Below are 19,140 nucleotides of genomic sequence, written 5' to 3' on the forward strand. Positions count from 1 at the left end.
CTCCCCCTATTCCCGACCGCGGGGCGAACTCGCCTCGGTCTTGGCCAGAACCCTGCCGCCGACAAGCGACGGCGCGTCGCTCGAGCGGCCCGCCTTGTCGGTACGCTTGTGACCGCGCGTCTCGAGATAGAGCGAGGTGATGCGATCGTTCATCAGGTCGACATTGAAGGTCTCGGACAGGCACTTGCGCTGGCCTTCGGCGCGCCTGCGCATGGCCTCGGGGTCGCTGTAGGCGGTTGCCATGGCGGAGGCGAGGTCCTCGGCATTGCCGGGCGTCACCAGCTTGTCCGCGTAGCGGCCGAAAATCTCGGGAATGCCGCCGACCCGCGTCGCGATCAGCGGCACATTGGCGGCCACTGTCTCCAGAACGATATAGGGCATGGCCTCGGCGCGCGACGGCACCACCACGCAGCGCGTCAGCCCGAAGGCCTCGCGGGCGGGAAGGGGGCCCAGGAACGTCACCTGTTCCTCAAGCCCGTGGTCGCGGACCATGGCCTCGTAGCGCGCGCGATCGTCGCCCTCGCCAACGATATGGGCCCGCGGAGTGAGGCCGAAGACCGTCTTCATGCGCGACAGCGCCTCGATGAAGAGATCGGGGCCCTTCAGGTCGCGCAACATGCCGATGAAGAGGAAGTCGACGGCGTCGTCTTTGGGCTGGACCGCGGAAAACTCCTCCGGCATCAGCCCGTTATAGACGACGCGCGCGGCGATTCGGGGGGGCGTGACCTTCGATTCATAGGCCGAGTACTCGTAGTCCGACACGAAGACGAGCCCGTCGGTGAAACGCTGCTGGAGGCGCTCGAGGGCGAAATAGACCTTCCCCTCGATCTTCGAGGCGTCATAGTGAAGGCTGCCGCCATGCGGGCAATAGATGCGCGTCACCTTGCGGCCACGCATGCGCAGCACCGTGCCGATGGCCCGGGCGAAGACGCCGCCCTTGGCGCCATGACCGTGCAGGACATCGGGCTTGAGATCGCGAATGTGCCGGTAGAGGCTGCCTGCGGCTTTCAGGTCGCCCGGGGTGACCTGGCGCCGCATCGGGAAACGCGCGATGCCGAGGGCGAGTTGCGGGGCGAGGCGGGCAATGGCCGCATCCTCGAACGGGCCGCCGGTCGAAGCGTCGCAAACGACGCCAACCTGATGGCCGGCCCGGGTCTGGGCGATCGCCAGATCCGAGATGTGGCGGAAAATGCCGCCGATCGGAGCGCGGACGATATGAATGATGCGCAAGGGCGCGGCGGTCATCTGAAGAACTCCCTGGTTCAACGCGTCTGCATGCCCGGATTATTTTCCGGATCAGGCATGGAGAAACGTTAGCAGGCAGGGATGAGTCTCAGGTTAACTCTCGCCGCTGGCAGGCAGAAGGGGTGAGTCGCGCCTTCAGAAGAAGCGCTCGCGCACATAGATCGTGTCGCCCGGGCGGACCGGATCGGTGATCGGCACGCGGCCGCTGATGATCTCGCCGTTGATCTGGCGGGTGATGTCGACGGCCGTCTGTTTGGCGCGCGGCGAGAAGCCGCCGGCGGTCGCGATCGCGTTCTGTGCGGTCATGCCGGCCACATACGGGTACTGGCCGGCGTTGGCGACCTCGCCCATGACGAAGACAGGGCGGTAGGTGGCCACTTCGACGGAGACGTCTGGATCGCGCAAGTACCCGTTTTTCAAGCGGTTTGTGATGGTCGCCTCGAGTTCGCGAAGGGTCAGCCCGCGCGCCGCGACACTGCCGATCAGCGGCATCGCGATATAGCCGGCCTGGTCGACCGTATAGGTGTTGTTGAGGTCCGTCTGTCCGAACACGATCACCCGGAGGATGTCGCTGGAATCAAGCCTGTAGGGCTTGGTCAGGATGTCATGGAACGCGGTCGGCGGCTGCCGGTAGCCGCTGCAGGCGGAGACCGCGAAGGCCAGGCAGAGGGCGACGATGAGGCGCGTGAACATTCCGATCTCCTGAAACGACTGCGCCATTCTTTTCCGCAACGTGGTTAACTTGCGGTGAATCCGGCGATCATTGTTTCAGGAGGGCAATCGGGCGCGGCTGGCGTCCGGTTAACCCTACGCTTACCATAAGTCTCCATCATTCTCGCCAAGCACCTTTCGGAGTAGCGAGCATGAACGAGTCGCAGGCATACGGCGCCCGCCACCATGGCGACGACGAACGGGTCGAGATCGACCTGTCGTCGATCCTCGGCGCGTTGCGCAGGTCATTGCGCTGGCTCGTTCCCCTGTGTGTCGTGGTGGCCATCGGCACCTTTGTCCTGCTCCAGCTGGTATCGCCCCGCTACCGGGCTGAATCCAAGGTTCTGATCGAGACCTCCGACAGCGTCTATCCGGGCGATGCGCGGGGCGTGGAGGAGGAAAGGGCGCTGCTCGACAACGAGGGCGTCGCCAGCCAGGTCGAGCTGCTGCTCTCCCGCGATCTCCTGCGGCGGGTCGCCCAACGCCTGGACCTTGCCTCCCTGGCCGAGTTCGACGCGGGCTCCTCCAGTCTGCTGCGCGACATGTTTGTCGCCCTCGGCCTGATGCGCGATCCCGGCAGCAATTCCCGCGAAGAGCGGGTTCTCAAGGTTTTCTATGACAATCTCGATGTCTACCGGGTAGACGGGTCTCGTGTGATTTCGGTGCGCTTCGTGTCGAAGGATCCGGAGGTCGCGGCCCGGGTCGCCAACGCGCTGGTCGAGGAATACATCAACCTGCAATCGTCGGTGAAGCGCGAGACGACGGACCTTGCCGCGACCGCACTGGAGCCCCAGATCGAGCGGCTGCAGGCGGAAGTGAAGGCGGCGCAGCAGCGGGTCGAGGCGTTCCGCTCGCAGAATGACCTCCTGCTCGGCGCCGACAACCAGACGCTGGACCGCCAGCAGCTTGGCGAGATCGGCACCCAGCTGTCGGATGCCCGCGCCGCCCAGTCGCAGGCCGAGGCCCGTGCCAAGCTCATCCGCGGCCAGCTCGACGGCGGCGGATCGCTCGACAGCGCCCAGGACGTGCTGAACTCCCAGCTGATCCAGCGTCTGCGTGAGCGCCAGGTCGAGCTGCAGGCCCGCATCGCCGAACTGTCGACGACGCTGCTGCCCAACCATCCGCAGATTCGCGCGCTGCGTTCCCAGCTCACCGATTTTGACCGGCAGGTCCGCCAGGAGGCCGCCAAGATAGCGGCCGGACTGGAAAGCGAGGCACGCATCCAGAAGGAGCGCGTCGCCTCCCTGACGCAGACGCTCAACGAGTTGAAGGCAACCACGGCCCAGTCGAACGAGGACCAGATCCGCCTGCGCGAACTGGAGCGCGAGGCGGCGGTGAAGACGTCGCAGCTCGATCAGCTGATGACCCGCTACCGCGAAGCCGACACGCGGCGCAACGCTCCCGTTCTGGGGGCCGATGCGCGTGTGATCTCCAAGGCCACCGTGCCGCTGGAGCCATTTTCGCCGAAAGTGCCGCAGATCGCCGGCATCGCCACCTTCGTCGTCTTCCTGCTCTCCGTGATGTCGGTGATCCTGGGGCAGTTCCTGTCCGGGCGCGCCTTCACCACCCGGCGCTATGAGACCGATCCGTCCGAGATGACAGAGCCGGCGCGCGAGGTCACGCCGGAGCGGCCCCGTCGTCTGGACCCGTCCGCTCCGACAATGGCATCTGGCAGCGCCTATCCCGCATCCTTCTCCTATGACTGGAAGCCGCCGGTTGCGGCGCCGGCAACGGCCGCTACCGGGACGCCGGGCGATGTGGAAACCAGGTCCGTGGCCTCCGCGCCGGTTGCGACCGCAGGCGAGATCGCCCGGAACGACGCGGATCGGCCGCGCCGGGTCGCCGTGCTCAGCGTCGACAGCGACGAGGTCTCGCAAGGGGTGACGTTCCGCCTCGTGCGCGAGGCGGCGGAGGACGGTGTCATGCCGCTTTTCCTCGAGGTTCGCCCCGACCTTGCCGATCCGCAGGCTGTTCCCGGTTTCGCCGAGCTCCTCGATGGCACTGCGTCCTTTGCCGGCGTGATCTACCGGGATGCCGCATCGCGCGCCCATGTCATTGAATCGGGACGCCGCGCCATCGACGACGAACTCGCTCAGAACGAGCGTTTCGAGATGCTGATGGAGGCCATCGACCACACCTACGATCAGGTGTTCTTCGATCTCGGCCTGATCGACGATTCGCTGATCAGCGCGCAGATCCTTGCCATGGCCGACCAGGTGGTGGTCGCCACCGGCGGATCGCCCGCCGGACCGGAGCTGGAGGATGCGCTGCGCATGCTCGAGGACCAGACCGGCGCGCCGGTCGCCATCGAGAGTTCGGGCGAGGGTGCCCCGCAGGCGGCGCGCGGCCGCTCGGACATGGCCGCCTGAGGCATCGCGGAACCGCGACTGCTGCCGGAATCGCAAGACCCGGGCTCGACGGCCCGGGTCTTGCGTTCATGAAGGCAATGTTCTGCGGAAGGAGCCGGTGCGTCAGGCGCGGAGCTTGCGCAGGGCACGCACGATCGACCAGAGCGCCGGCGTGTTGCGGATCCGGCGCTTGATCTGGCGCAGGTGACGGATCGCCTCCTGTGCCGCGCGCCCCTTCATCGTCACCGGGATCTTCACGTCCATCAGGACTTCCTTGTCGGCCCAGGCGGTCTTGTAGCGTTCCGCGCCGAGGCCGAAATCGAAGCTTTCCGCGCCGCCGTGGCACGCGTCGGCGATGACGTGATTGAGAAGGATGTCGCCAGGGCTGCAGGCCGCGACATCCTCGTCGATGCTGTTGGTATAGGCGTGGTAGCGCCCGAACTGCATGCCGCACAGATAGGTCGCGCGGATGCGCCCCCCAGCTTCCAGCGCGTGGATCGTGACCCTGTTGTCGCCTTCGCGCAGCGAGGCGAGAAGCTGGTCGGAGAGAAAGGCGCGCACGTCTGCCGGTTCGAACACGTTGGGAATGCCCTGGCTCGCCTGGCGGGCGCTGCGCTGCGCGACCAGCGTGTCCAGGAAATGCAGGGCGGTTTCCGCATCACCCGCCTTGCGGCAGGACAGCGCACCCGTTTCCGCAAGCTTCTTTTCCTTTGTTCGCAGCTTCTTGCGGGCGCTCGAACTGCGGCGGTTCCTGTAGAGCGTCTCGAAATCGGGTTCGAGCGGCAGCGCATGCACCGCGTTCAGGCTTTCGATCGCGTGGCGGTCGACGAGCGGGTGGATACGCCCGTCGATCTCCGCCGGGACGTATTTCAGGTCGAACAGGTCGATGCCGTGCTCCTGGCCGACCTTCAGCAACGCCTTGTGCAGGCTTTGGCCGTGAATGCCGGCGAGGATGTCCTTGCGCCACAGCCCGCTGTTCTGGTTGCCGTGAAAGTCGCCGAGAAACCGTCCGACCCGCAGCAGCCCGCGCGCGGCCGGCATGATCGCCAGCGGCAGCAGGAAGGCCGGTTGTCCGTCGATATCGCCGACCACGATCAGCGCCTCGATCCCTCGGGCTTGCGCCACATGGGAAAACCAGGACGAAAGCCACTCGTGGCTGGTAAACATCGTTCCGAAGGAGTTGTCCTGAAGGGCCAGCCATTCGCTCCGGGCGTCGGCCGGATCGCGCAGGGTACGGATGACGAATTCGCCGTTTTCCAGCATGGCGTCGAGCCTCATTGCCTCAAGGTCCATGTCGTCCCAGTCATGCGACTGGAACAGGTCCGTCGACCTGGCTAATGCGTTCCCCATTCGCCTCGCCCTCGCTGCCTGCTGAACCACGTGTGACCAACTGTCCCGTTGCACGCATCACTAGCAACGAGTTCTAAAGAAAACGTCGATATGATCCGCATCGTTGAAAAAGGCGGGTCTTTTCAGTGGGCCGTCATTCGGTTTTGACTTTGGGCGGGTGAGGAATGGATCTGCGGCGCCAATTGCTGGCCGGAAGCTGCAAGCTGCTTCACTGGAGCGGCATCGGCCGCCTGATGTCGCCGCTGACGGGCGGGCAGGGCGTGATCTTCACCCTGCACAGCGTGCGTCCGGCAGGCGTGGCACGTGCCTTCGCTCCCAACCGCCACCTGCAGGTCACGCCGGAGTTTCTCGACCACACCATTCGCCAGATCCGCGCCTCAGGCATGGAGATCGTGCCTCTGGAGGAAGCCGTCGCCCGAATGACGGAGCCTGCAGGAGGTCGGCCGCGCTTCGCCGCGCTGACATTCGATGACGGCTATCGCGACAATCTCGAGCATGCCTGGCCGGTTCTCAAGCGTCACGGAGCGCCTTTCACGATCTTCGTCACTTCCGGATTCGTCGACCGGACTGCGGAGATCTGGTGGGAGGCGCTGGAGCGCATTGTCGCCGGGGCGCAGGAGATAGAGGTTCCGGTGGGCGCGCGCATGCGCAAGCTACCCGCCGTCACGGACCGGCAGAAGGAACACGTTTTCTGCCATCTGCTGCACTGGTTCACCCGCGACCTGGGCGAGGATTCGCAGCGTCTTGAACTGCGCCGGCTCGCGGCGGCTCACGACCTGGACATCGAGGCGCTGGCGGAGGAACTGATCCTGTCCTGGGACGAGCTGCGCGAGCTGTGCCGGGATCCGCTCTTTTCCGTCGGTGCGCACACCCACAATCACTATGCACTTGCCCGGCTCACCCGAGAGCGCATGCGACAGGATGTCGTCGCCGGGCTCGACCGGATCGAGGCGGAGCTCGGCCTGCGCCCGCGTATCTTCGCCTACCCCTACGGCTACGAGGCGGCGGTCAATTCGCAGTCGATGGATGTGGTTCGCGAGTTCGGCTTCGATGCCGCCGTGACGACGCGCCCCGGCGTCATCTCTCCGGGCAACGAGCCGATGGCCCTGCCGCGCGTCTCGCTTAACGGCTATTTCCAGAGCCCTGCGATCGTCTCGCAATACCTGACGGGGGCCCCGTTCCCTGTCTACAACGCGGCCCGGCGCATCCGCGACACGGTCATTTCGCACCCGGCTTGCGGCTGAGCCGGAAACCGTGCTCCATCCACCAGATGATGGCGCCGGCCGGTAGCGTCCAGGCGATGCCGGCAATCGCGAAATAGAGAAGCTGCACCCCGCGCGAGGTGTTTTGCAGCGTCATGTCGCCGAGCACCATGGCGATGAAGGCGTAGGTGAGCACGAAGCCGAGGAGCAGCAGCATTCCGATAAATTTCCTGACGCCGTTCTTCATGCGATCCCTGCTCCAGCCTTCAAACTGTCATTGCGTGTGAGTGCATGTGTCACACGAGGGGTATCCGTCAAGACCTTGTCATCGCGGGCGGGGGCCTATAACCGGTGGCAGGTCGCCGGCTTGCAAGGCCTGCGAGACCGTCCCCGAGCGATGTGATCCATGTCCGAAACGACCGCAGCTGCCTTGTCTGGTGCCCTTGACCCGTCCCCGCGGATTGCCCGCGACCGGCGGGCGATCCGCCTCTGGCTCTACGGCATCTGCCTGCTGATCTTCGCGATGATCGTCGTCGGCGGCGCCACCCGTCTCACAGACAGCGGACTTTCCATCACGGAATGGAAGCCGATCCACGGCGTCATGCCGCCGCTTTCCGTCGCCGAGTGGGAGGAGGAGCTGGAGAAATACCGCCAGATCCCCGAATACCAGCTCGTCAACAAGGGCATGTCGCTGGAGGAGTTCAAGTTCATCTTCTGGTGGGAATGGGGACACCGCCTGCTTGGCCGTGTCATCGGCCTTGCCTTTTTCGTGCCGCTCGTCTGGTTCTGGTGGCGTGGCCGCATCGAGCGCCGGCTGCTGCCCTGGCTCGTCGGCGGTTTCGTCCTTGGCGGCATGCAGGGCGTTGTCGGCTGGTGGATGGTGGTGTCCGGCCTTGCCGAGCGGGTCGATGTCAGCCAGTACCGGCTCGCGGCCCATCTGACGCTGGCCTGCCTGATCTTCCTCTATCTCTTCGGCCTTGCCCGCTTTCTGGCGCTCGCGCCGGCCGGGCGGAGCGCCATGACGGCGGAGCGACCGCGACCCTTCACCGGCGCGGCGACGCTGCTGCTCGTCCTGCTCGTCGCCCAGATCTTTCTCGGCGGCCTCGTCGCCGGCCTGAAGGCGGGGCTTTCCTTCAACACCTGGCCGCTGATGGACGGGGCCTTCATTCCTTCCGGCCTGTGGATCATGGCGCCGGCCTGGATCAATCATTTCGAGAACGTGCTGACCGTCCAGTTCCAGCACAGGATGATGGCCTATCTGATCGTCGCCCTCGGCTTGTGGACGATCTGGGCGGTCTATCGCTCCGGCGTTGCCCGCCATCTGCGCGGCGCCGCTCACGGCGTTGCCGTGGCGTTTGTCCTCCAGATGGTCATCGGCATCGCCACGCTGCTCGGTCATGTGCCGTTCTGGCTGGCGCTCGCCCATCAGGGCTTCATCGCCGTCGTCATGATCGCGGTCGTCGAGTTCTGGGCCCGCGCGCGTTTCTGCGAACCTGCTTCGGCCTGACGGGCAACCGGCTCTCCGAACCGAAAAAGCCGGGCACGGGGCCCGGCTTTTTGCATTGAAGCGGGGCGCGCCGCCTAGATCGAGGCGAGCGCCTGGTCGAGATCGGCGATGATGTCCTCCGCGTCCTCCAGTCCGATCGACAGGCGCACCACGTCGGGACCGGCGCCCGCCGCCGTCTTCTGCTCGTCGGTGAGCTGGCGGTGGGTGGTCGAGGCCGGGTGGATGATCAGCGAGCGCGTGTCGCCGATATTGGCGAGATGCGACAGGATCTGGCAGTTGGAAACGAGCGCCACGCCCGCCTCGTAGCCGCCGGTGACGCCGAAGGTGAACACCGCGCCGGCACCCTTGGGCATGTATTTCTGCTGCTTGGCGTGGTTCGGGTCACCCGGCAGGCCCGCATAGGAGACCCAGGCGACCTTGTCGTGGGCGGCGAGGTGCTCGGCCACCTTCTGCGCGTTGTCGCAATGGCGCTGCATGCGCAGCGGCAGGGTCTCGATGCCGGTCAGCAGCATGAAGGAGTTCATCGGAGAGATCGCCGGCCCCAGGTCGCGCAGGCCGAGCACGCGGCAGGCGATGGCGAAGGCGAAATTGCCGAAGGTCTCGTGCAGCACCATGCCGGAATATTCCGGGCGCGGCTTCGACAGCATCGGGTAGTTCTCGCTGGACGACCAGTCGTAGCTGCCGCCATCGACCAGAACGCCGCCCATCGAGTTGCCGTGGCCGCCCATGAATTTGGTCAGCGAATGCAGGACGACGTCCGCGCCATGCTCGATCGGCCGGCACAGATAGGGGGTGGCCATCGTGTTGTCGACGACCAGCGGCACGTTGTGCGCTTTGGCAATCTTCGAGATCGCCTCGATGTCGGTCACCACGCCGCCGGGATTGGCAAGGCTCTCGATGAAGATCGCGCGCGTGCGGCCATCGATCAGCGCCTCGAAGCTCTGCGGGTCCTCGGCGTCGGCCCACTTCACTTCCCAGCCGAAACTCTTGAACGAGTGATTGAGCTGGTTGATCGAGCCGCCATAGAGCTTGTTGCCGGCAACGATGTTGTCGCCCGGCGTCATCATCGTGTGGAAGGCGAGCAGCTGCGCCGAATGGCCCGAGGCGACCGCGAGCGCCGCCGTGCCGCCCTCCAGCGCGGCGACGCGCTCCTCCAGCACAGCCGTCGTCGGGTTGGTGATACGCGTGTAGATGTTGCCGAAGGCCTGCAGCCCGAACAGCGAGGCCGCATGATCGACATCGTCGAAGACGAAGGACGTCGTCTGGTAGATCGGCGTCACCCGCGCGCCGGTCGAGGGGTCGGGCTGGGCGCCGGCATGGATCGCCAGCGTCGAGAATCCGGGAATACGGTCGCTCATGAAATTCTCCTTCGGCAACAATTCGGCGGCATACTGGCCGATGCCCGTGAGGAGGTCAAAGGAAAGCGGTTTCGTTTCAGGCGTCTGAGGGGAATGGCTTTCGCGGAATATCTGTCTTCGCGCCTGTCGCAGGTTCAGTCGCCGTCGCATCCCCCGTCACCGTCGCCGCAACTCCATCCGCCATCGCCGCCGTCATGACCGGCATGGATCGAACGTTCGCTGCGGGTGCGGTCCTCGCGGCGGCCGACAGCGATCAGCACAAGCACGTCTGCCGCTCACTCCTTCCTGAGGCCCCGGTGCTGGAAGCCGCTTTTCAGGGCCGGGCGCTTCGCCGACAGGGTGCGCGAGTTGACGCCGGTCCAGCCGATTTCGCCGGAAAGCCGGCCGTACTCGATCTTCGGGCAACGGTTCATCACCACCTTGGCGCCGGCCTCTTCCGCAAGGGCCGCCGCCTCGTCGTTCCTGACCGAAAGCTGCATCCAGATCACCTTCGGCACCGGGGAGAGCGCCAGGGCCTCCCGCGTCACGTCAAGGGCGGCGTCGGAGTTGCGGAAGATGTCGACCATGTCGATGGCGACCGGCACCTCGGCAAGGCTGCCATAGACCCGTTGCCCGAGGATCTCCTTGCCGGCATGGCCCGGATTGACCGGATAGACCTCATAGCCCTTCGACAGCATGTATTTCAGCACGAAATAGGAGGGCCGTACGTTGTTCGGGCTGGCGCCGACCATGGCGATGGTCTTCGTCTCGTCGAGGACCGCGCGAATATAGGTGTCGGAATAGCTGTCATGTGTGCTCGCGGTCACGGTCTGGCTCACTCCCCGGTCCATTCGGGCGCGCGCTTTTCGATGAAGGCGCCGATGCCTTCCTCCGCGTCGCGCGCCAGCATGTTTTCCACCATCACTTGCGCGCAATGGGCATAGGCGTCGGAAAGCGACATTTCCGCCTGCGCATAAAAGGCCTCCTTGCCGATCTTCAGCGTCAGCGGCGACTTGGAGGCGATGGTCTCGGCGTATTTCGCCGTCACCTGCGCCAGGTAGCCGGCCGGGACCACCCGGTTGACGAGGCCGAACTCGCGCGCGGTCGAGGCGTCGATGATCTCGCCGGTGAGCAGCATTTCCATCGCCTGCTTGCGCGAGACGTTGCGGGTCAGCGCCACCATCGGCGTCGAGCAGAAGAGACCGATATTGACGCCGGGCGTGCAGAAGCGGGCCTCGTCGCTGGCAATCGCCAGATCGCAGGAGGCCACGAGCTGCAGGCCCGCTGCCGTCGCCATGCCGTCGACCTCGGCGATCACGGGCTTCGGATGCGTGACAATGGTCTGCATCAGTGCGGCGCAGCGGTTCATCACCTCGGTGAAATAGGCGCGCCCGCGATCCGCATGGGCCCGCGCGGCCGTCATCTCCTTGAGGTCGTGACCGGCGCAGAACACCTTGCCTGCCGCCCGCAGCAGGATGACGCGCACCGCCTTGTTGTCGGCCGCCGCATCCAGCGCCTCCTGCAGCCCCGCCATCATCTCCTCGGAAAGCGAATTGCGTCGCTCGGGCCGGTTCAGCGTCAGCCGCAACACGCCGCCGGCCAGCTCCCGCGCGACCGGTCCGCTCTCGCCTGTCGTTTCCGCGCTTGCAGCGCCCGCACTGGTCATCGCGTCTACTCCCTGTGGTTTCGCTCCTTATACCCGAGCCGTCAGGCCCGACAAAGCCGACCTTCGTGCCCATTGCGCCCCCATTGCACCTTGTCGCTTTTCCTGGGTTACGTTAACGAAAGCGTCAAGACAGGAAAACAAGAGGAAACAGATCCGTGCAGCCCGTCATGACCGTTTCAGAACTCAACGCCTTTCTCGATCGCGAGTTTCCGCAGATCCATGCAGATGGTCGCATCTACGAGATCGAGGCCGTGGGGCCCGGCGAGGCGGTCCTGTCGGTGAAGCCTTCGGAGAAGCATCTGCGCCCCGGCGGCACGATTTCCGGTCCCACCATGATGGCGCTTGCCGATCTTGCCGCCTATGCGGTGATCCTCGCCCATATCGGCCCTGTGGCGCTTGCCGTCACCACCAATCTCAACATGAACTTCCTGCGAAAGCCGGGGCCGGGTGATCTCGTCGGCACCTGCCGGTTGCTGAAACTCGGCAAACGCCTGGCCGTGACGGAATGCGGGATCTCGGGCAGGGGAGAGGACGATCTCGTCGCCCATGCCACCGCCACCTATTCGATCCCGCCGAGATGAGCCGGAAATTCACTCGAAATTATGTGGTATTCTGATACCATTTTTGTAACTATATGAAATTGCTTGTATTTTCTTGTAGTTTCCGGTTTTTATGCCGTTGACAGGTTTCGTGACTGGGCGTAAACACCCTCTCGACAGCACGCGGCCCCGGTTTCGGGGTCGTTTTGCATGGAATTCGGACCGGCTCCACCATCGTTCGGGTGGGGTTCGGTCCGCGACAACAACGGATCGAACCCATGAAGACCTATTCTGCCAAGACGGCCGAGGTCGAGAAGAAGTGGATCTTGATCGACGCCGAGGGCGTTGTCGTCGGTCGTCTGGCCGCCTTCATCGCCAACACGCTGCGTGGCAAGACCAAGCCGACCTTCACGCCTCATATCGACTGCGGTGACAATGTCATCGTCATCAACGCCGACAAGGCGGTGCTGACCGGCAAGAAGTACTACGACAAGAAGTACTACTGGCACACCGGCTACCCGGGCGGCATCAAGGAGCGCACCGCGCGTGCGATCCTCGAGGGCAAGTTCCCCGAGCGCGTCCTCGAGCAGGCCGTGAAGCGCATGATGCCGGGCGGCCCGCTGAGCCGCCAGCAGCTCAGGAATCTCCGGGTTTACACCGGTGCAACGCATCCGCATGAGGCCCAGTCGCCGGTTCCGGTCGACTTCAAGGCCTTCAACGCGAAGAACGACGGAAAGAGGGCTTAACGATGGCTGAGATCCAGTCCCTCGAGGACCTCGGCGGTGCGATGGGCACCCCCCAGGCCGAAGCGCCGGTTCATGTTCAGAAGCTCGATTCGCTTGGCCGCGCCTATGCGACCGGCAAGCGCAAGGACGCCATCGCGCGCGTCTGGATCAGGCCGGGCACGGGCAAGATCATCGTCAACAAGAAGGACTACCTCGCGTATTTCGCGCGTCCCGTCCTTCAGATGATCCTGCGCCAGCCGATCATGCTGACCAACCGCGACGGCCAGTATGACGTGATCGCCACCGTTTCCGGCGGCGGTCTGTCCGGCCAGGCGGGCGCCCTGCGCCACGGCATCTCCAAGGCTCTGACCTATTACGAGCCGGATCTGCGCGGCATCCTCAAGAAGGAAGGCTTCCTGACGCGCGACAGCCGCGTCGTGGAGCGCAAGAAGTACGGCCGTCGGAAGGCGCGTCGGAGCTTCCAGTTCTCCAAGCGCTGATCTTTCGGGATCGCACTTGCAAGTTTCGACGGCCCGCCTCTGGCGGGCCGTTTTACGTTTGGGACTCACCCCTTGCGAGATGACAACAGGATGCTGGTTTCCGAACCGGCGATGCCGTCGAGCAGGCGGACGGTGGACAGCAACCGGTCGAAGGCCTCCAGCGTGTCGGTCTCGAGCTCGGCCACGACGTCCCAGCGCCCGTTGGTCGTGTGCAGGGCCCGCACTTCCGGAAACCCCTGCAACCGCCGCACCACCGTTTCCGCCCGGTGCCCGTCGACCTCGATCATCATGATTGCCCGCACACGCCCGCCCGCCTCGTGGCTGCGCAGCCGTACGGTGAAGCCCTGGATGATACCGGCCTCGCTCAGCCGGTCGATGCGTGCCTTCACCGTCGCCCGCGACACGCCGAGATCTGCGGCGAGCGAGGCGACGGGCAGGCGCGCGTCATGGCGCAGGAGGGCGATGAGTCGGCGGTCGAGGTCGTCCATCTATTCACTTTGCTCTATTCGGCTTTACAGATAGCGAAATCTTACATCCAATCTGTCGAAATATCACCTGTTCGTTATCCCTTCATCCGGCCATCATCCGCGTTAGGCTAGGCTGACATGAGGCGGTTGCGGCTGGAACACGCTCGGACCGGCGACCTTCATGTGTGACAGCAAGGCAGGAGATGCATATGTCGACCGACAGGACACAACCGATCGCCCTTCTGGGCGTGCCGCTCGAGGCGGGCACCGGCCGGCGCGGTGCCGCCATGGGACCGGCCGCCCTGCGCGTCGCGGGTCTTGCCGAACGACTTGAGGCGCTGGGGTGGTCCGTCACCGATTTCGGCGACGTCGCGCAGCAGCCCCTGGATTCGATTGCGCCGCTGACACTTCCCGGCAGGGCGCATGTGCCGGAGGTCGTCGCCTCCTGGGTGCGCCCGCTCGCCCGCGAGGCGCGGCGCCTGTGCGACGAGGGCCATCTGCCGGTCTTCATGGGCGGCGACCATTCGCTCTCCATGGGTTCGCTCGCCGGCGTCGCCAGCCACTGGCAGGAGAAGGGGCGTCCGCTCTATGTCCTTTGGCTCGATGCCCATGCCGACTTCAACACGCCCTCGATCTCGCCTTCGGGCAACCTGCACGGCATGTCATTGGCGCTCGCCGCCGGCGAGGAGGAGCTCTTCCCGGTGATGGGCGATGCCCCCCGCGCCGCCGTCGACCCTTCACGCATGTGCGTCTTCGGCGCCCGCTCCATAGACCCGAAGGAGCGCGACCTCTTGCGCCGGCGCGGTGTCACCGTCTGCGACATGCGCCAGATCGACGAGAATGGCGTCTCGCTTCTTATGCGCGACTTCCTCAAGAAGATCAAAATGGAGAACGGCGTTCTTCATGTTTCACTTGATGTGGATTTTCTCGATCCCGGCATCGCGCCAGGCGTCGGCACCACGGTGCCGGGCGGCGCCACCTATCGCGAGGCCCATCTGGTGATGGAGCTTCTGGAGGATGCCGGCGTGACCGTTTCCCTCGACATTGTCGAGCTCAACCCCTTCCTGGACGAACGCGGCCGCAGCGCCATCGCGCTGGCCGAGCTGGTCGCCAGCCTCTTCGGCCAAGATGTCATGGACCGCCCGACCCAGGCCTTTGCCTGAGGTAGAAAACCTGAATGGAGCTGACCGCGTGACCCGCTTGCCCGAGGACTATATCGCCGCCGAACACGAGCTTGGCGCGCACAACTACAAGCCGATCGACGTGGTGCTGGCGCGCGGCGAGGGCGTCTGGCTGTGGGACGTCGACGGCAACCGCTACATGGATTGCCTGGCGGCCTATTCCGCCGTCAACCAGGGCCATTGCCACCCGAAGATCCTCAAGGCGATGACCGAGCAGGCGGCAAAGCTGACGCTGACCTCGCGCGCCTTTCGCAACGACCAGCTGGCGCTGCTCTACGAGGACCTGGCCAGGCTGACCGGCGCCCACAAGATCCTGCCGATGAACTCGGGAGCGGAGGCCGTCGAGAGCGCCGTCAAGGCGGTGCGCAAATGGGGCTATGAGGTCAAGGGCGTGCCGGCGAACAAGGCCGAGATCATCGTCTGCGCCAACAATTTTCATGGCCGCACGCTCGGCATCGTCGGCTTCTCCACCGATCCGACCGCGCGCACCGGCTTCGGTCCCTTTGCGCCGGGCTTTCGCGTCGTGCCCTTCGGCGATGCCGATGCGCTGGAGCAGGCGATCACGGAAAACACCGTCGCCTTCCTGGTCGAGCCGATCCAGGGCGAGGCGGGCATCCTCATTCCGCCGGCCGGCTATTTCGCCCGCGCCCGTGAACTCTGCACCGCCCACAACGTCACGCTCATCCTCGACGAGATCCAGACCGGCCTCGGGCGCACCGGCAAGCTGCTTGCCGAGGAGCACGAGGGCATCGAGGCTGACGTGACGCTGGTCGGCAAGGCGCTGTCGGGCGGCTTTTATCCGGTTTCCGCCGTGCTTTCCAATTCCGAGGTGCTCGGCGTGCTGAACCCGGGCGAGCATGGCTCCACCTTCGGCGGCAATCCGCTCGCCTGCGCGGTCGCGCGCGCCGCTCTCAAGGCGCTGGTCGAGGAAGGGATGATCGAGAATGCCGAAAAACAAGGCCAGCGCTTTGTCGAGGGCCTGCGTTCGATCCGCTCCAACGCGGTCAGCGATGTGCGCGGCCGGGGCCTGATGCTGGCCGTCGAGTTGCACGAGGAGGCGGGCCCCGCGCGCGATTATTGCGAGGCGCTGAGGCATGAGGGGATCCTTGCCAAGGACACCCACGACCACACGATCCGTATCGCGCCGCCGCTTGTCATCACCGCCGAGGAGGTCGACTGGGCGCTCGAGCGTTTCGAGAAGGTGCTGACCAGCGCCCGATGACGGCTGCCGTCCGCGCTTGCCTTGCCCGCTTTTCCGGAGTGAGACGGCTTCATGCGATAGGATCCCGCTCCCGTCGCGCGTGCCGTCGCCGATGGCCTGCGGGGCGCTGTATCCAGGGCATGACGAGGAGGTGTACCGTTTCGGGCGCCGGGGCAGGCGCGGGACGAGGCGGAACCTGCGGAAAATTGAGAATCCCGTAGCCCGGGAGCCCGTTCCCTCATACCTGGAGGGCGTCCGGTCCGGCTCAATTATGAGCCCACGTCCTAGGACGCCGTCTTGTGGTGTTTAGGGGTTTGGGCCGTGTTGTCATTGTCGGGAACGGTTGTCCAGGAGCGGTAGACAGGGTGGGCATCGCGCATCTGGTCGTAGAGGGCGACCATGCCATGCAGGAAGGCGATCTTGCCTGCATAGGTCAGCGCCGTGCCGATCAGCACGGCGGTCAGGTGGGTCGAGACCGCCCCCCACATGCCGAGCAGGAAACCGGCGGCCATAAGCAGCGAGAGCAGGACCGCGCGGCGGTTGTCGTCGGCGGGAATGGGAACGATACCCCGGTTGAGCCAGACCCGTTCGCCGAAGGTCGCCCGCGCGTGCCAGGTGTCAAACCGTCGCGGCGGAGGAAAGATCCTCGGATTGAACCACAGCCACAGGCAGACGGTGGCGATCAGCAGGCCGGCCAGCGGCCATCCGAACCAGGCATGCGACCAGATCGACAGGAACAACACCGGAAGCGTGGCAAAGCGTGTCCATACGCTCCAGCCGCTCGCATGGCGATGCCAGATATCCTGGTCCATTCCGAGCATGCGCAGCCGGCCGGCATTCATCGGCCTGTAGGCGGCGTAGCGCTTGCTCGGTTCCTTGATCCTTGCCAATTGCTGCATCGTCTTGTCGCTTGCCCGCCCCTTCGAATGCGCAATGCTCCGTGCACCGGCGTTCTGAAAGGGTCCCTCGCGGGTGTTTCGTACGGGAGGGCAGGGACGCCAAAGCCGGTCGGACACACTGTCGATAACAGCCCGTCCCCTGTCGCGCCCGCCCTGCCTCGGCGAACGGACAGATCCAGTCGTCCGAAACGACTGTCGCCCCTGGTTGCGTCCTTCCTCCGGCGGGAAGCTTATCGCAACTCGTTCGCCGACGCCATATCCGCGCGCTCCGATCGCGTGTGGCGCGGGAAGTGTTCCCTAGCGTCAGGCCAGGGCCTTCACGAAGCCGCCTTGACGAAGCTGCCAGGGGCGTCTTCCAGGACCTTCATCCGATAGGCGCCGGGCTTGCGGGCTTTCACGGTCTCGTCGTCCAGGTCGCGGATCCAGGCGTCCCAGTGCGGCCACCAGGAACCGGGATGCTCCTTCGCCTTCGCCACCCAGTCCTCGTAGGCGCCCTTGGGGCGCGGGCCTGTCCAGTACTGGTACTTGTTGCGGGCCGGAGGATTGACGACGCCGGCGATATGGCCCGATCCGGACAGGACGTAGTCGACGGGGCCGCTGAAGAACTGCGAGCCGACAAACACCGATTGCGGCGGCGCGATATGGTCCTCGCGCGTTGCAAGATTGTAGATCGGGATCTTCACCTTGCTAAGGTCGAGCCGCTTGCCGCCGATCTCCATCTCGCCCTTGGTCAGCCGGTTCTCCAGGTAGCAGTTGCGCAGGTAGAACGAGTGGTTGGCCGCCGGCATGCGGGTGCTGTCCGAATTCCAGTAGAGCAGGTCGAAGGGGAACGGTTCGCGGCCCTTCAGGTAGTTGTTGACCACATAGGGCCAGATCAGGTCGTTGGAGCGCAGCAGGTTGAAGGCCGAGGCCATCTTCGACCCGTCGAGATAGCCCTTCTCGCCCATGCGCTTTTCCACCGCCTGGATCTGCTCCTCGTCGACGAACACCTTGAGGTCGCCGGCATGGGTGAAATCGACCTGTGTCGTGAAGAAGGTGGCGCTGGCGATCCGCGTGTCGCCGGTCGCCGCCATGTAGGCGAGGGTGACGCCGAGCAGCGTGCCGCCGACGCAATAGCCGATCGCGTTGACCTCCTCGGTCCGCGTCGCCCGCTTGATCACGTCGAGCGTCTCCAGGATGCCTTCGCGCATGTAGTGCTCGAAGCTCTTTTTCGCCTGATGCTCGTCCGGATTGACCCAGGAGATGACGAAGACCGTGTGGCCCTGGTCGACGGCCCACTTGATGAAGGACTTCTCCGGGTTGAGGTCGAGGATGTAGAACTTGTTGATCCACGGCGGGACGATCAGAAGCGGCCGCTTCAGCACGGTTTCCGTCGTCGGCGTGTACTGGATCACCTGACGCACGTCGTTCTGCGCGACCACCTTGCCCGGCGTCAGGGCGAGGTTGGTGCCGACCCGGAACTTGGTCGGGTCCGACTGGCGGATTTTAAGCTCGCCCTTGCCCGCCTCGATGTCCTCGGCCAGCAGCTTCATGCCGCGCACCAGGTTCTCGCCGTTCGTCTCCAGCGTCTCGCGCAACAGTTCCGGGTTGGTCAGCACGAAATTCGACGGGGACAGGGCGTTGGCGATCTGTTTGACGTAAAAATCCGCCTTGTGGCGGGTGTGCTCGTCGAGGTCGCCGGCCTCGACGACGAGCTGCTCGGCCCATTGCGAGGTGATCAGGTAGAGCTGCTTGACGAAATCGAAGAACTGGTTCTCGTTCCACTCCGGGTCGCCGAAGCGCTTGTCGCGCGGATCGGGGGCGGCGGTCGGCGCGCTTTGCTCGCCCATCATCCGCTTCAACGAGGAGTTCCACAGATCGACATAGCGCGTCCACAGCCGCGTCTGCGCCTCCATCGCGCGCTGCGGGTCGGACATCCAGTACTCGCCAACCTGCGCCAGCGTCTTGAAAATGACCGTCATCTCATCGGCAAGTTCCGGCTTTATCTCGCCTTTCTCGCGCGGCTCCACATAGGCCGCCATGGCCTTTCCGGCATTTTCGACGATCCGTGCGAGGTTCTGTGCAAAGGCTTCGGGATTCTTGACGATGTACTGGAGCAGGGGGCCGTGTTTCTCGTCAGTCATCCTTGATCTGTCCTCCGCTGGGCCGCGTTGGGGCGCTTTGCCGGCCGGCTCCGGTGCCGGTCTTTTGACCTTGGGCCAGTTGCCGCCATAATAGCCCTTTATGACGCGCGACTGACAAGTTGGACAATGCACCTACAAT

The 19,140-nt window shown here is 64.9% G+C and carries 19 protein-coding genes; 8 read left to right on the forward strand and 11 right to left on the reverse strand.

All coding sequences use genetic code 11. The features are described 5' to 3' along the window. Positions 1 to 6: 6 nt before the first annotated feature. Positions 7 to 1,245 (reverse strand): glycosyltransferase, encoded by a 1,239-nt coding sequence (locus tag ACQY46_RS14370; RefSeq protein ID WP_428696717.1) that lies wholly within the window; start codon positions 1,243 to 1,245, stop codon positions 7 to 9. Between the two features lie 135 nt (positions 1,246 to 1,380). Continuing rightward, a complete protein-coding gene (locus ACQY46_RS14375) occupies positions 1,381 to 1,938 on the reverse strand; it encodes a polysaccharide biosynthesis/export family protein (RefSeq protein WP_428696718.1) in 558 nt (185 codons plus the stop codon). Positions 1,939 to 2,108: 170 nt separating this feature from the next. On the opposite strand from ACQY46_RS14375, the gene ACQY46_RS14380 reads away from it, so the two are divergent. Further along, positions 2,109 to 4,325 carry a Wzz/FepE/Etk N-terminal domain-containing protein gene (locus ACQY46_RS14380; RefSeq protein WP_428696719.1) on the forward strand — a complete coding sequence of 739 codons (2,217 nt, stop codon included), beginning with the start codon at positions 2,109 to 2,111 and terminating at the stop codon, positions 4,323 to 4,325. A 102-nt stretch (positions 4,326 to 4,427) separates the two neighbouring features. Here ACQY46_RS14380 and ACQY46_RS14385 read toward each other — a convergent pair whose 3' ends face one another. Continuing rightward, entirely contained in the window at positions 4,428 to 5,654 is a 1,227-nt protein-coding gene (locus ACQY46_RS14385; protein ID WP_428696720.1) for a GNAT family N-acetyltransferase, read from the reverse strand. Between the two features lie 164 nt (positions 5,655 to 5,818). Between ACQY46_RS14385 and ACQY46_RS14390 the strand changes: the two genes are divergently transcribed. Beyond that, positions 5,819 to 6,898: a polysaccharide deacetylase family protein gene (locus ACQY46_RS14390; protein WP_428696721.1), complete on the forward strand. Its 1,080-nt coding sequence runs from the start codon at positions 5,819 to 5,821 to the stop codon at positions 6,896 to 6,898. On the opposite strand, the gene ACQY46_RS14395 is transcribed toward ACQY46_RS14390, so the two are convergent. After that, entirely contained in the window at positions 6,873 to 7,073 is a 201-nt protein-coding gene (locus ACQY46_RS14395; RefSeq protein ID WP_428696722.1) for a DUF2842 domain-containing protein, read from the reverse strand. The two genes, ACQY46_RS14390 and ACQY46_RS14395, sit on opposite strands and share 26 nt — an antisense overlap. 189 nt (positions 7,074 to 7,262) lie before the next feature. Here ACQY46_RS14395 and ACQY46_RS14400 point away from each other — a divergent pair, with 189 nt between their 5' ends. Continuing rightward, complete coding sequence (locus tag ACQY46_RS14400) at positions 7,263 to 8,363, forward strand: COX15/CtaA family protein (RefSeq protein WP_428696723.1); 1,101 nt, start codon at positions 7,263 to 7,265, stop codon at positions 8,361 to 8,363. A gap of 74 nt (positions 8,364 to 8,437) precedes the next feature. On the opposite strand, the gene ACQY46_RS14405 is transcribed toward ACQY46_RS14400, so the two are convergent. The 4 genes from ACQY46_RS14405 to ACQY46_RS14420 all read right to left on the reverse strand — a co-directional run bounded on the left by ACQY46_RS14405 (position 8,438) and on the right by ACQY46_RS14420 (position 11,366). Then, positions 8,438 to 9,721, reverse strand: a complete 1,284-nt coding sequence (locus ACQY46_RS14405) for an O-acetylhomoserine aminocarboxypropyltransferase (protein WP_428696724.1) — start codon at positions 9,719 to 9,721, stop codon at positions 8,438 to 8,440. Between the two features lie 134 nt (positions 9,722 to 9,855). After that, positions 9,856 to 9,987, reverse strand: a complete 132-nt coding sequence (locus ACQY46_RS14410) for a hypothetical protein (RefSeq protein WP_428696725.1) — start codon at positions 9,985 to 9,987, stop codon at positions 9,856 to 9,858. Positions 9,988 to 9,996: 9 nt separating this feature from the next. After that, entirely contained in the window at positions 9,997 to 10,527 is a 531-nt protein-coding gene (locus ACQY46_RS14415; RefSeq protein ID WP_428696726.1) for a CoA-binding protein, read from the reverse strand. Positions 10,528 to 10,535: 8 nt separating this feature from the next. Next, positions 10,536 to 11,366 (reverse strand): enoyl-CoA hydratase, encoded by an 831-nt coding sequence (locus tag ACQY46_RS14420; protein WP_428696727.1) that lies wholly within the window; start codon positions 11,364 to 11,366, stop codon positions 10,536 to 10,538. A gap of 167 nt (positions 11,367 to 11,533) precedes the next feature. Here ACQY46_RS14420 and ACQY46_RS14425 point away from each other — a divergent pair, with 167 nt between their 5' ends. The 3 genes from ACQY46_RS14425 (at position 11,534) to rpsI (ending at position 13,130) form a co-directional block, all read left to right on the forward strand. Further along, a complete protein-coding gene (locus tag ACQY46_RS14425) occupies positions 11,534 to 11,947 on the forward strand; it encodes a PaaI family thioesterase (RefSeq protein WP_428696728.1) in 414 nt (137 codons plus the stop codon). A 236-nt stretch (positions 11,948 to 12,183) separates the two neighbouring features. After that, on the forward strand, positions 12,184 to 12,651 hold the full coding sequence (gene rplM, locus ACQY46_RS14430; RefSeq protein WP_306027565.1) for a 50S ribosomal protein L13: 468 nt from the start codon (positions 12,184 to 12,186) through the stop codon (positions 12,649 to 12,651). A gap of 2 nt (positions 12,652 to 12,653) precedes the next feature. Continuing rightward, the gene (rpsI, locus tag ACQY46_RS14435) at positions 12,654 to 13,130 is read left to right on the forward strand and encodes a 30S ribosomal protein S9 (RefSeq protein WP_428696729.1); all 477 of its coding nucleotides are present in this window, start codon (positions 12,654 to 12,656) and stop codon (positions 13,128 to 13,130) included. 65 nt (positions 13,131 to 13,195) lie between these two features. Here the strand turns inward: rpsI and ACQY46_RS14440 are convergent, their stop codons facing one another. Beyond that, positions 13,196 to 13,618 carry an Lrp/AsnC family transcriptional regulator gene (locus tag ACQY46_RS14440; protein ID WP_306027562.1) on the reverse strand — a complete coding sequence of 141 codons (423 nt, stop codon included), beginning with the start codon at positions 13,616 to 13,618 and terminating at the stop codon, positions 13,196 to 13,198. A 188-nt stretch (positions 13,619 to 13,806) separates the two neighbouring features. Here ACQY46_RS14440 and rocF point away from each other — a divergent pair, with 188 nt between their 5' ends. Both rocF and rocD read left to right on the forward strand, forming a co-directional pair. Then, positions 13,807 to 14,760, forward strand: coding sequence for an arginase (gene rocF, locus ACQY46_RS14445; protein WP_428696730.1), 954 nt, complete (start codon positions 13,807 to 13,809; stop codon positions 14,758 to 14,760). A 28-nt stretch (positions 14,761 to 14,788) separates the two neighbouring features. Continuing rightward, positions 14,789 to 16,000: an ornithine--oxo-acid transaminase gene (gene rocD, locus ACQY46_RS14450; protein WP_428696731.1), complete on the forward strand. Its 1,212-nt coding sequence runs from the start codon at positions 14,789 to 14,791 to the stop codon at positions 15,998 to 16,000. A 263-nt stretch (positions 16,001 to 16,263) separates the two neighbouring features. On the opposite strand, the gene ACQY46_RS14455 is transcribed toward rocD, so the two are convergent. Together ACQY46_RS14455 and ACQY46_RS14460 are read right to left on the reverse strand one after the other, a co-directional pair. Continuing rightward, on the reverse strand, positions 16,264 to 16,878 hold the full coding sequence (locus ACQY46_RS14455; RefSeq protein ID WP_428696732.1) for a DUF6653 family protein: 615 nt from the start codon (positions 16,876 to 16,878) through the stop codon (positions 16,264 to 16,266). A 317-nt stretch (positions 16,879 to 17,195) separates the two neighbouring features. After that, positions 17,196 to 19,001, reverse strand: coding sequence for a PHA/PHB synthase family protein (locus ACQY46_RS14460; protein ID WP_428696733.1), 1,806 nt, complete (start codon positions 18,999 to 19,001; stop codon positions 17,196 to 17,198). Positions 19,002 to 19,140 lie beyond the last annotated feature (139 nt).

The organism is Stappia sp. (assembly GCF_965276915.1).
GTDB lineage: Bacteria > Pseudomonadota > Alphaproteobacteria > Rhizobiales > Stappiaceae > Stappia.